Below are 11,748 nucleotides of genomic sequence, written 5' to 3' on the forward strand. Positions count from 1 at the left end.
AGTTTCGGGCGGGTCGACGACGAGACGGGTTCAGCGGGTCTCGCGGTGCGCCTGGTGCTTGCGGCAGCGCGGGCAGAACTTCGCCAGCTCGAGCCGGTCGGGGTCGTTGCGGCGGTTCTTCTTGGTGATGTAGTTCCGCTCCTTGCACTCCACGCAGGCGAGAGTGATCTTCGGGCGAACGTCGCTGCTCTTGCTGGCCACGGGAAGTCCTTCGGTCGGTACTGGGTGTCGCTGGTCTGTCTGGTAGCGGGAGCGGGACTCGAACCCGCGACACCACGATTATGAGTCGTGTGCTCTAACCGCCTGAGCTACCCCGCCACAAGGGCTCGGCAGCGCGATCCAGACTAGCCGGAACGCGCAAAAACCTCTCCCAGAGCCCCTTTACGGAATCGAACCGTAGACCTTCTCCTTACCATGGAGACGCTCTGCCGACTGAGCTAAAGGGGCAACGTCGGAGAACAATACACAGGGGTGCGCGCGAACATGAAATCGACTGGAACCCCTGTCTTCTACCGCTCGTCGGGAGCCTTTCACGACCCGTCCGGAGCGGTCGGAGAGGCCTTCGAGTCACTGTCGTCGAGCGTCGGTCCGTGGAGCCCGGACAGCCAGCACGGTGGTCCTCCGGCGGCCCTTCTCGCCCGGTCGGTCGAGCGCCTCTCCCCGGCCCGGATCGGCCGCTTCACCATGGAGCTCCTGGGGCCGGTGCCGGTCGGTCCGGTCGCCGTCACGGCGTCCGTGCTGCGACCCGGGCGGTCGGTCCAGCTGGTCGGTGCCGAGCTCCACGACGTGGCCCGCGGCCGGGTCGCCGCGTCCGCCCGGGCGTGGCTGTTCCCGGACGGCGCGGGACCCGGCGCGGCCGGGCCGCCGCCCCCGCACGGGCCGGGCGACGGCGCCGAGCGGCCGCGGCCATCCGGCTGGCACGGCGGCTACCTCGACGCGATCGAGTGGCGGTGGGTGCGGGGTGGCCTGGAGGAGCCGGGGAGCGGCGTCGTGTGGATGCGCTCCCCCGGGCTGGTCGAGGGCGAGCCGATCTCGCCGGTCCAGCGGCTGCTCGCCTGCGTCGACTCCGCGTCCGGGGTGAGCGCGGCGCTCGACGTACGCCAGTGGGGGTTCCTCAACACCGAGCTGAGCGTGCACGTGCTGCGCGAGCCGGTCGGCGAGTGGGTCTGCCTCGACGCCGAGACCACCCTCTCCGACGGCGCGACCGGCGTCGCGACCTCCGCGGTGTACGACGAGCGCGGGCTGGTCGCCCGGTCGGCTCAGGCGCTGCTCGTGGTGCCGAGGCACGGCCGGGGCGATGCCTCGGCCGGGTCGTAGGCGGGGGGCGGCAGGACTCCCGGGAGGTCGGCAGCGGCGCCGCTCGAGACTAGCGAAGCTAGAACGCCGCCGGCCCGAAGCGGCCGTAGGCGACGGTCGCGCACAGGGCGATCAGCGCCAGCGTGCGCACGACGTCGGGGAGGAACTCGCGCCGGCGGACGTGGACGACGATCGCGCCGACCGTGAGCACGGTGAGGCAGGACGCGGCGACGGGCGTCAGCATCCCGAGACCGACCAGCGGGGGCACCACCAGGCCGACGGCGCCCAGCACCTCGGCCCAACCGAGGGCGCGCAGGGCCGGCTCGGAGTAGTCCTCCGCCCAGGCCAGGCCCTGCGCCACGATCTCGTCACGGGTCCGGGTCAGCTTCAGGACGCCGGTGCCGAGGAAGAGCAGGGCGAGGAACCCCTGGAGGATCCAGAGCCAGATGTTTCCGTCCACGGCGACGACCCTAGACAGCGCCCGCCAGGCGTGCGTCGACCGCCACGGGCGCGAGCACGTGGTCGAGGGCGAGCGCGGCGCAGCCGACCACGCCGGCGCGGTCGCCGTGGGCCGCGGCGAGGAACTGCAGGTCCCGGGTGGCGAGCGGCGCCGCCAGTGCGTAGACGCTCTCGCGGACCCCGGCGACGTGGAAGTCGAACGCCGCCGCCATGTCGCCCCCGATCACCACGGCCGCCGGGTTGAGCAGGTTGATCGCGATCGCCAGCACCTCGCCCAGCGCTCGGCCCCCGTCGCGCAGCAGCCCACGCGCGGTGGGGTCGCCCTGGAGGGCGAGCGCCACGAGGTCGCGCACGTGCTCGACCTCGTGGCCGGCCTCGCGGGCGCGGGCGACCAGGGCCCAGCCGCCGGCGAGCGTCTCGAGGCAGCCGGTCGCGCCGCACCGGCACGACAGTCCCCGGGCCGCGTCGACCTTGGTGTGGCCGATCTCGCCCGCCGCCCCGAGGTGGCCGCTCAGCACCCGGCCCTCGGCGATGATCCCGAGGCCGAGGCCGGTCGAGGCCTTGACGACCAGCACGTCCTTGAGCGACGCGGACCGGCCGAGCAGCTCGGAGCGGGCAAGCACGTCGGCGTCGTTGCCCGCGAAGAGCGGCGCGGTCGCGACCTCGGCGAGGTACGGCGCGAGCTCGACGCCGTCCCAGCCCGAGACGTCCGGCGAGCCGATGCTGACGCCGCGGGCCGGGTCGAGCGTGCCGGGGAGGCTGAGGCCGATGCCCAGCACGGGCGGCTCGACACCCTCGAGCAGGCCGGCCAGCCGCTGGGCGATCTGGGGCATCAGCTCGTCGGGACCGACCCCGACCTCGTGGTCCCGGGAGTCGGAGGAGATCTCCTGCCCGTCGAGGTCGAGCACCGCGAGCTGGCTGCGCGACCGCCCGATGGCGACCGCCAGCACGACGCCGGCGTGCTGGTTGAAGACGAGGGCGCCCGGCGGGCGGCCGCCCGTGGACGCGAGCTCCTCGCCGAGGAGCAGCAGGCCGGAGGAGGTCAGCGCGCTCACGCGAGTGGTGATGGCGGTGCGCGAGAGGCCGGTCAGCGCACGCAGCTGCGAGCGGGTGCTCGCCCGGCCGGTGCGCACGAGGTCGAGCAGCTCGCCGGCGGTCGCCGGCGCTGCGCTCTCGCGGCCGTCGGTGCGGGTCGAGCCGTTGGCCGCCCGCAGGGAGGTCTGGGACACGGCGAGAGCATAACGCCGCCTACTTTGATCCTCAGAAGACGTTAGTCCTGCCCTTCGAGAGCCGAATCGGCTACGGTGATCGGCATGGATCCGAGCTCCAGCCCGCACGTGCTCCCGGCCGCGTGCGACTTCACCGTGTTCGGCGGCACCGGCGATCTCGCGCTGCGCAAGCTCCTGCCGGCGCTCTACCACCGCGACCTCGAGGGGCAGCTGCCGGCCGACCACCGGATCCTCGGCGTCTCCATGTCCGACCTCGACGACGCCGGCTGGCGCGACGCGGTCCACGCGGCGCTGACGACGTACGTCGACCCCGAGCAGCTGCTCACCCCGGCCGTCGACCGCTTCCTCGCCCGGCTCTACCACCTGCGGCTGGACGCCCGGAACGCCGAGGACTGGGACCGCTTCCACGCCCTGCTCAAGGAGCGCGCCCACCCCGAGGACGCCGTCCGGGTCTTCTACCTCGCCGTCGCGCCCCGCCTCTTCGGCTCGATCTGCCAGCGCCTCGACGAGATCGGCGTCGTCGACGAGCGCGCCCGCGTCGTGCTCGAGAAGCCGATCGGCCACGACCTCGACTCGGCCCGCGAGATCAACGACGCGGTCGGCCGGGTCTTCGACGAGTCGCAGATCTTCCGCATCGACCACTACCTCGGGAAGGAGAGCGTGCAGAACCTGCTGGTGACGCGGTTCGCCAACACGTTCCTCGAGCCGTTGTGGAACTCGCGCTGGGTCGACCACGTGCAGATCACCGTCTCCGAGACCGTGGGCGTCGGCGGCCGGGGCGAGTACTACGACCACGCGGGCGCGCTGCGCGACATGGTGCAGAACCACCTGCTGCAGCTCCTCTGCCTCGTGGCGATGGAGCCCCCGACGTACGTCGGGCGCGAGACGGTCCGCGACGAGAAGGTCAAGGTCCTCCAGGCGCTCGAGCCGATGACGCCCGAGGCGGTCGACCGCGACACGGTGCGCGGACGGTACGACGTGGGGCTCGTCGACGGCGAGGCCGTGCCGTCGTACTCGGAGGACCTGCAGGCAGGGGGGAGCCACGGCCGGTCTCGCACCGAGACCTTCGTGGCCCTGAAGACCGAGGTGCAGAACTGGCGCTGGGCCGGGGTGCCCTTCTACCTGCGCACCGGCAAGCGGATGGACCGACGGGCGTCCGAGATCGTGGTGGTCTTCAAGGAGCCGCCGCACTCGATGTTCCCGGGGGCCGAGGGCGCCACCGCGCCCAACCGGCTGCACATCCTGGTCCAGCCCGACGAGGGCATGCGCCTGCACCTCACGGCCAAGGAGCCCGGGCCCGGGGGCTACCGCCTCCGGCCGGTCTCCCTGGACCTCAGCTACGCCGCCGCGTTCGACGCGCGGCTGCCCGACGCCTACGAGCGGCTGCTCATGGACGTGATGAAGGGCAACCCCACGCTCTTCATGCGTCGCGACGAGGTCGAGGCCGCGTGGACCTGGACCGAGCCGATCCTGCGCCGCTGGGCCGCGACCGCCGAGCGCCCCAGGCGCTACCCCGCCGGCACCCCCGGACCCACCGCCGCCGCGATGCTCCTCGAGCGCGACGGCCGCACCTGGCAGGAGACCGACCAGTGACCCTCCACCCCACCGTCGCCGAGGTCACGGCGCGCCTCGTCGAGCGCAGCGCCGAGGGCCGCGCCGAGTACCTCCGCCGGATCCGCGCCGCGGCCGCCACCGGGCCGGCCCGCGGCCGACTGGCCTGCGCCAACCTCGCCCACGGCTTCGCCGCCGCCGAGCCCGAGGGCAAGCGCGCGCTGATCGGCACCGTGAAGCCCAACGTCGCGATCGTGTCGTCCTACAACGACATGCTCTCGGCGCACCAGCCCTACCGCGACTACCCGGAGACGCTGAAGAAGGCGGTCATCCGGGCGGGCGGCATCGCCCAGTTCGCGGGCGGCGTGCCGGCCATGTGCGACGGCGTCACGCAGGGCCGCGACGGCATGCAGCTGTCGCTCTACAGCCGCGAGGTGATCGCGATGGCGACCGCGATCGCGCTCTCCCACGACATGTTCGACGGCGCGCTGATGCTCGGAGTCTGCGACAAGATCACCCCGGGCCTGTTGATCGGCGCGCTCTCCTTCGGCCACCTGCCCACCGTGTTCGTCCCGGCCGGCCCGATGGCCTCCGGCCTGCCGAACTCGGAGAAGGCCAGGGTCCGCCAGCTGTACGCCGAGGGCAAGGTCGGCCGCGAGGACCTGCTCGAGGCCGAGGCCGCGTCCTACCACTCCGCCGGGACCTGCACGTTCTACGGCACCGCGAACTCCAACCAGCTGCTCATGGAGGTGCTCGGCCTGCACCTGCCGGGCTCGTCGTTCGTCAACCCAGGGACGCCGCTGCGCGACGCCCTGACGAAGGCGGCCGGCCGGCGGGTCACCGAGCTCACCCTGACCGCGCGCACCCCGATCGGCGAGATCGTCGACGAGATGGCGATCGTCAACGCCTGCGTGGCGCTGCTGGCCAGCGGCGGCTCCACCAACCACACCCTGCACCTCGTCGCGATCGCCCGGGCCGCCGGCATCTCGCTGACCTGGGACGACCTGTCGGACCTGTCGAAGGTCGTGCCGCTGGTCAGCAGGATGTACCCCAACGGCGAGGCCGACGTGAACCACTTCCACGCCGCCGGCGGGATCGCGTTCCTCGTGCACACGCTGCTGCGCGCGGGCCTGCTCCACGACGACGTGCAGACGGTCGCCGGCCACGGGCTGTGGCGCTACACCGAGGAGCCCGCGCTGCGCGCCGCCGACGACGCCAGTGACCTGACCTGGGCGGAGGGGCCGAAGCGGTCGCTCGACCTCGACGTGCTCCGCCCGGCGGACGACCCCTTCACCCCCGACGGCGGGCTGCAGCTGCTCGGCGGGCCGCTGGGGCGCGCGGTCATCAAGACCTCGGCGGTCGCGCCCGAGCACCGGCTCGTCACCGCACCGGCCCTGGTCTTCGACGACCAGCACGACTTCCTCGCGGCCTTCGACGCGGGGCAGCTGGACGGCCGCGACTTCGTGGCCGTGATCCGCTACCAGGGCCCCGCTGCCAACGGCATGCCCGAGCTGCACAAGCTCACCCCGGCGCTCGGCGTGCTGCAGGACCGCGGCCAGCGGGTCGCCATCGTCACCGACGGCCGGATGTCCGGCGCGTCGGGCAAGGTGCCGGCCGCCATCCACGTGACGCCCGAGGCCGCGCTGGGCGGAGCGCTCGCGCGCGTCGCCGACGGCGACCTGATCACGATCGACGCGAGCGCGGGCCTGCTCGACCTGCACGTCGACCACGACTCGTTCGGACGTCGCCCCATCACCGGCCGCGCCCCGCAGGGCGCGGAGTGGGCGGGCACCGGGCGCGAGCTGTTCGCCGCGTTCCGCGCCACCGTCGGGTCCGCCGACACCGGCGCCAGCGTCTTCCCGGGCGTCAGCGCCCCCGGCCAGGAGGTCCGCGTTGTCGAGTCCGTCTAGCTCGCTGCTCGACGTCGTCCCGGTCATGCCCGTCGTGGTCGTCGACGACGTCGCCCACGCCGTCCCGGTCGCCCGCGCCCTCGTGGCCGGTGGCCTGGCGGCGATCGAGCTCACCCTACGCACCCCGGCCGCCCTCGACGCGATCCGCGCGATCGCGGCCGAGGTGCCGGAGATCCTGGTCGGCGCCGGCACGATCGTCACGCCCGCCCAGGCCCGGGCGGCCGCGCAGGCCGGAGCGCAGTTCCTCGTCTCCCCCGGCGTGACCCGCGGCATCCTCCACGCGATGCGGGACACCGGACTGCCGTTCCTCCCGGGCACGGCCACCGTCTCCGAGGTGCTCGCCGCGCTCGAGGCGGGCTGCACCGAGCTGAAGTTCTTCCCGGCCGAGGCGTCGGGCGGCACGGCGTACCTCAAGGCGATCGCGTCGCCGGTGCCGACCGCCCGCTTCTGCCCGACCGGCGGGATCACGCTCGCCTCCGCGACGACCTACCTCTCACTGCCGAACGTGGGCTGTGTCGGCGGCTCCTGGCTCACCCCCGCCGACGCGCTAGCCTCCGGCGACTGGGCACGGGTGACGGGCCTCGCGGCGCAGGCGGCGGCCCTGCGCTGAGCCGTCGCCGCCGCTGGAATACTGCCGGCCATGGAGGTCGACGGTCGCGTTGTCGGGAGCCTGATCGGTCTGGTCGGCGGCGAGGTCTTCGTGCAGGCGAACGCCGCCGGTCTGCCCGGCGAGACGGCCGTGCGCGCCGCGGGCTGGGCGCTCGGGCTCGCCGTCCTCGGCTCGGTGGTCGTCCACCTCCGCTCCTCCCCGACCGCGCCGCCGCCACCTTCCCGGCAGGGGCTTCGCGTGTACGGCGTCAGCGTGATCGCCCTCGCCGTCTCGGTCCCCGTCGGCGCCGCCGCGCTCCGCGCCGTCGGCCACGACGAGCTCACCCGGGCGTGGGTGGTGCTGGTCGTCGGACTGCACCTCCTGCCGTTCGCGAGGGCCTTCGGCCAACCGTTCTTCCGGCCACTGGCGTGGAGCCTGGTCACGGTCGCGCTGGTCGGCGGGGCGGCGACCGTCGCCGGCTTCGAGGACGGTCCCGGATGGACCGGCGTGCTCGCCGGCGGTGTCCTGCTGGTCGCGGCCCTCGTGGGCCTCCGGCGGCGTGACCGCCACCTCCTCAGCCCCGGCCGCGCCTGAAGCACCCGAGCAGGTGCGGGTCGAAGATCCCGATCGCCTCCATCAGGGCATACATCGTCGTCGGCCCGACGAACGCGAAGCCGCGCTTCTTCAACCCCTTCGACAGCGCGACCGACTCGGTCGACGTGGTCGCCATCTCCGCCGTGTCGTGCCAGCCGGGCGGCTCGTCGGGGGCGAAGCCGAGCACCAGGGCCTCCAGACCACCGTCCTCGCGCAACGCGACGGTCGCCCGGGCGTTGGTGACCGCCGCCTCGACCTTCATCCGGTTGCGGACGATGCGCGAGTCCAGCATCAGCCGCTCGACGTCGGACTCGTCGAAGGCCGCGATCGCGTCGGCGTCGAAGCCGCGGAAGACCTCGCGGAACGCCTCGCGCTTGTTGAGGATCGTCGACCACGACAACCCGGACTGGAACGCCTCCAGCGTGAGTCGCTCGAGGTACGCCGCCTCGCCGCTGACCCGGCGGCCCCATTCGTGGTCGTGGTAGTCGCGCATCACGCCCGGCCCGCCCGCCCAGGGGCAGCGGCCGACTCCGTCCTCGCCGATCAGCGGTCCCATGGCGTCATCCTGACGTAGACCGCCGACAGGCGTTGAGGTGGGCGTCGAGGCGGGCGTCGAGGTGTCTCAGCGCCGCTCCTTCAGGCGGGCGTTGGGCAGCGGCGGCGCGGGGATCGGCGGGAGCTCGTCACCGACCGGCCTGCCGAACCAGCCGTCGACCATCCCCGTGTCGGTGATCTGCGCCTGCCACCGGGCGCGCCAGTCGACGACCTCCTCGTGGGTGCGGGCCACGATGTTCCACCACATCACGATCGACTCGCCGAACGGCGGCCCGCCGAGGAGCAGCAGCCGGACCGGCTCGTCGTACGACGTGAGCTCGAGCCGTGACGAGCCCGGCGGCACGAAGGCGAGGTCGCTGGACCCGGCCTCGGTCCCGGAGACGGACACCACGCCGGCGTCGACGAGCACCCCGAGCTCGTAGGCCGGGTCGACGTCGAGCTCGAGCGTCGTGCCGGCGTCGAGGAGGATCTCGGCGCCGAGGAGCGGGGTGTACGTCGTGACCGGCGAGGTGTCGCCGAGCAGCGAGCCGAGGAAGACGCGCGCCTCGTACCCGGGTCCCGTCACGGGCTTCGGCGCGTGGTGCGCGAAGCCGGGGTCGACGAACCTCGAGTCGTCGGGCAGCGCCACCCAGAGCTGGGCGCCGTGCAGCGTCGTCGTCGTCGGTGGTGAGACCTCCGAGTGGCTGATGCCGCGGCCGGCGGTCATCAGGTTCACCTCGCCGGGGCGCACCATCGCGTGGTGGCCGGCGCTGTCGCGGTGCTCGACCTCGCCGGTGAAGAGCCAGCTCACCGTCTGCAGCCCGGTGTGCGGATGGGGTGCGACCGTCATGCCGCCGCTGTCCGCGACGAGATCGGGCCCGTAGTGGTCCACGAAGCACCACGCGCCGATCAGCGACCGATGCCGCTGCGGGAGCGTACGGCGCACGCGCATCGCCCGCGGCCCGCCGAGCGGAACGTCGCGCGGCGTCATGATCTCGACGCCCGCGGCCGGGGTCGCCTCGCACTCGAGCTCCGGCGGCTTGTCCTCGAGGTTGCTCACGCGGACATTGTCGCCCAGGGAGGCGGCGCGTCCCCGGGCAGCGGTGGGAGGTCCACCGTTCCGAACACGCGAGACGTGGCTGAGCCACCGCCGTTCGCTCACCCGCCCGCGGGCCCAGGCGCAGCGGCATGGCACGCCCACGGAAACGGCACAGGAGCGGCGACAGCCCGACGTGCCCCTGTCCGTGGCGGCCGCCAGTCACTACCTTGCTGTCCATCCACCGATGACGACCACGAGGAGCACCCATGTCGACGAGCGAGCCGCCACCGCCTCCGCCGCCTCCGCCGCCTCCGCCGCCACCGACCCCGACCGGTCCGGCCGGCGGCTACAGCGCCGGCACGGCCTGGTCCTACGGCTGGGGGAGGTTCACCGCCAACCTCGGGTCGATCCTGATCGCGGTGCTCGTCCTCGTCGCCGTGCAGGTCATCGTCCAGGTGGTGTCCTATCTCGCGGGCGACGGCTACGTCCTGCGCTGGATCATCAGCCTGGCGGGCTGGGTGCTGTCGATGATCATCGGCGCCGGCCTGGTCCGCGGAGCGCTGGACATCACCGAGGGCCGGGAGCTCGACCCGAAGACGCTGCTCACCCCGAACAAGCTGGGCGAGGTCATCGTCGCCTCCCTGCTGATCAGCATCGCGACCTTCATCGGCCTGATCCTGTGCGTGATCCCCGGCCTGCTGGTCGCGTTCTTCACGTCGTTCACGCTCTACTTCCTGATGGACCGCCAGGAGTTGGGCGCGATCGACGCGATCAGGGCGAGCTTCGACTTCACCAAGCGGAACGCCGGCAACGTGATCGTCTGGTTCCTGCTCTGCCTGGCAACCTACGTGGTCGGCTTCCTGCTGTGCGGCGTCGGGCTGATCGCCGCGATCCCGGTGATCCTGATCGGGACGGCCTACACCTACAAGACGCTGAACGGACAGCCGGTCGCGGCCTGACGACGGGGGCGCTGGTGTGCCGGTTTCCGGTGCACCGGCCCCTGTGGGTGATGACCGGTCTGGGCCCGACGCCTCCTGGACTCGGCGATCGTCGGCGCCCCCGCGGCGACAGTGCGGGCGTGTCGGGGCGACGCCGACCTGCGGTCGGGCGGCGGGTTCGGGGCGGGTCGGGCGGGCGGGCCCCGCACCCGGCAGGCCCCGGACTTCTCGTGCGTTGCACGCGCTTCTCGGGTGTTGCACCACCCCAGAAGCGCGGGAATACCCGGTGCACCGGGTATTCCGCGACCGGCGCCGCACCAGCCGCGGCCGGTCAGCTGTTGGAGAACACTGCCGGGTCGTCCGGACCGCGACCCGCCCACGTCCAGGCGTACGCCGGGTCCTCGACGGCCAGGCCGCCCTCGCCGAGGTCCAGCGGGGCGAAGGTGTCGACCATGACCGCCGACTCCTCGAAGTACTCGACGCCGAGCGATGCCTCGATCGCGGCCGGCTGCGGGCCGTGGGCGTAGCCGCCCGGGTGCAAGGAGATCGACCCCAGGCCGATGCCCGAGCCCTTGCGCGCCTCGTAGTCGCCGCCGACGTAGAACATGACCTCGTCGCTGTCGACGTTGGAGTGGTAGTAGGGCACCGGGATCGAGAGCGGGTGGTAGTCGACCTTGCGCGGCAGGAAGTTGCACACGACGAAGTTGTGGCCCTCGAACACCTGGTGCACCGGCGGCGGCTGGTGCACCTTGCCGGTGATCGGCATGTAGTCCTCGATGTTGAACGTGTAGGGGTAGAGGCAGCCGTCCCAGCCGACCACGTCGAAGGGGTGGGTGGCGTAGGTGAGCCGGGTGCCGACGATGCCGGCACTGGTGCGGTGCTTGACCAGCACCGCGACGTCCGCACCCTCCTGCGTGAACGTCTGCTCGGGTCCGTGCAGGTCGCGCTCGCAGTACGGCGCGTGCTCCAGCAGCTGGCCGTAGCGTGAGAGGTAGCGCTTCGGCGGGCTGATGTGGCTGTTGGCCTCGATCGCGTAGAGCTGGCTGGGCTGGGCCGGCACCCACCGGTGCGTGGTCGCCCGCGGCACGATCACGTAGTCGCCGGCGCGGTAGCCCACCACCCCGAAGACCGTCTCGACCACGCCGGCGCCCGCCTCGACGTACACGCACTCGTCGCCGATCGCGTTGCGGTAGTAGGGAGACGCCTCGCTGCCGGTCACGACGTACGAGATCCGCACGTCGTTGTTGCCCAGCACCAGCCGCCGGTCGGTGACGGCGTCGCCGCCGGTCTCGAGGTCGTGCAGCCTGAGGTGCCGCGGCTTCAGCGGGTGGTTGGGGGTCCGCGACTGGTCGGGCAGCTCCCAGACCTCCGAGCCGACGATCGCCGACGGCACGCCGCGGTGGTAGAGCAGCGAGGAGTCGGAGGAGAAGCCCTCCTCTCCCATCAGCTCCTCGTGGTAGAGGCGACCCTCGGGGTCACGGTGCTGGGTGTGCCGCTTCGGGGGCACCTCGCCGATCCGTCGGTAGTGGGCCATGACGCTCTCCCGGGTCGTTCGTTCGATAGTCGAACGTTGTCGTTCGCTATCCGATACGTGGTTAGAGTAGCCATC

12 protein-coding genes and 2 tRNA genes are annotated in these 11,748 nt (G+C 72.7%); 6 read left to right on the forward strand and 8 right to left on the reverse strand.

Features of this window, described 5'->3' with window-relative positions:
• Positions 1–30: 30 nt before the first annotated feature.
• From rpmG to PZ894_RS20930, 3 genes are all read right to left on the reverse strand, one after another.
• Positions 31–201 carry a 50S ribosomal protein L33 gene (gene rpmG / locus PZ894_RS20920; RefSeq protein ID WP_017932999.1) on the reverse strand — a complete coding sequence of 57 codons (171 nt, stop codon included), beginning with the start codon at positions 199–201 and terminating at the stop codon, positions 31–33.
• 40 nt (positions 202–241) lie between these two features.
• Positions 242–318, reverse strand: a tRNA-Met gene (locus PZ894_RS20925).
• A gap of 56 nt (positions 319–374) precedes the next feature.
• A tRNA-Thr gene (locus PZ894_RS20930) sits at positions 375–447 on the reverse strand.
• Positions 448–483: 36 nt separating this feature from the next.
• Here PZ894_RS20930 and PZ894_RS20935 point away from each other — a divergent pair.
• Positions 484–1,317: a thioesterase family protein gene (locus tag PZ894_RS20935; protein WP_275747776.1), complete on the forward strand. Its 834-nt coding sequence runs from the start codon at positions 484–486 to the stop codon at positions 1,315–1,317.
• A 58-nt stretch (positions 1,318–1,375) separates the two neighbouring features.
• On the opposite strand, the gene PZ894_RS20940 is transcribed toward PZ894_RS20935, so the two are convergent.
• Positions 1,376–1,756 carry a DoxX family protein gene (locus tag PZ894_RS20940; RefSeq protein ID WP_275747779.1) on the reverse strand — a complete coding sequence of 127 codons (381 nt, stop codon included), beginning with the start codon at positions 1,754–1,756 and terminating at the stop codon, positions 1,376–1,378.
• A 10-nt stretch (positions 1,757–1,766) separates the two neighbouring features.
• On the reverse strand, positions 1,767–2,984 hold the full coding sequence (locus PZ894_RS20945) for an ROK family protein (RefSeq protein WP_275747780.1): 1,218 nt from the start codon (positions 2,982–2,984) through the stop codon (positions 1,767–1,769).
• An 84-nt stretch (positions 2,985–3,068) separates the two neighbouring features.
• On the opposite strand from PZ894_RS20945, the gene zwf reads away from it, so the two are divergent.
• The 4 genes from zwf to PZ894_RS20965 are packed head-to-tail and all read left to right on the forward strand — an operon-like array spanning position 3,069 to position 7,628.
• A complete protein-coding gene (gene zwf / locus PZ894_RS20950; protein WP_275747781.1) occupies positions 3,069–4,577 on the forward strand; it encodes a glucose-6-phosphate dehydrogenase in 1,509 nt (502 codons plus the stop codon).
• Positions 4,574–6,445, forward strand: a complete 1,872-nt coding sequence (gene edd, locus PZ894_RS20955; protein ID WP_275747783.1) for a phosphogluconate dehydratase — start codon at positions 4,574–4,576, stop codon at positions 6,443–6,445. Before zwf ends, edd begins: the two co-directional genes overlap by 4 nt.
• Entirely contained in the window at positions 6,429–7,055 is a 627-nt protein-coding gene (gene eda / locus PZ894_RS20960) for a bifunctional 4-hydroxy-2-oxoglutarate aldolase/2-dehydro-3-deoxy-phosphogluconate aldolase (protein WP_275747785.1), read from the forward strand. Before edd ends, eda begins: the two co-directional genes overlap by 17 nt.
• Positions 7,056–7,085: 30 nt before the next feature.
• Positions 7,086–7,628 (forward strand): hypothetical protein, encoded by a 543-nt coding sequence (locus PZ894_RS20965; protein WP_275747787.1) that lies wholly within the window; start codon positions 7,086–7,088, stop codon positions 7,626–7,628.
• Here PZ894_RS20965 and PZ894_RS20970 read toward each other — a convergent pair.
• Both PZ894_RS20970 and PZ894_RS20975 read right to left on the reverse strand, forming a co-directional pair.
• Complete coding sequence (locus PZ894_RS20970) at positions 7,609–8,184, reverse strand: DNA-3-methyladenine glycosylase I (RefSeq protein ID WP_275747789.1); 576 nt, start codon at positions 8,182–8,184, stop codon at positions 7,609–7,611. The genes PZ894_RS20965 and PZ894_RS20970 overlap by 20 nt on opposite strands.
• Before the next feature lie 66 nt (positions 8,185–8,250).
• A complete protein-coding gene (locus PZ894_RS20975; RefSeq protein WP_275747790.1) occupies positions 8,251–9,222 on the reverse strand; it encodes a pirin family protein in 972 nt (323 codons plus the stop codon).
• Between the two features lie 245 nt (positions 9,223–9,467).
• On the opposite strand from PZ894_RS20975, the gene PZ894_RS20980 reads away from it, so the two are divergent.
• Entirely contained in the window at positions 9,468–10,160 is a 693-nt protein-coding gene (locus tag PZ894_RS20980) for a hypothetical protein (RefSeq protein WP_275747792.1), read from the forward strand.
• Between the two features lie 310 nt (positions 10,161–10,470).
• Here the strand turns inward: PZ894_RS20980 and PZ894_RS20985 are convergent, their stop codons facing one another.
• Positions 10,471–11,673 (reverse strand): homogentisate 1,2-dioxygenase domain-containing protein, encoded by a 1,203-nt coding sequence (locus PZ894_RS20985; RefSeq protein ID WP_275747793.1) that lies wholly within the window; start codon positions 11,671–11,673, stop codon positions 10,471–10,473.
• Positions 11,674–11,748: the final 75 nt, after the last annotated feature.

Origin of the sequence: Nocardioides sp. YIM 152315 (assembly GCF_029210375.1) — a bacterium.
In the GTDB taxonomy this organism is placed as follows: domain Bacteria; phylum Actinomycetota; class Actinomycetes; order Propionibacteriales; family Nocardioidaceae; genus Nocardioides.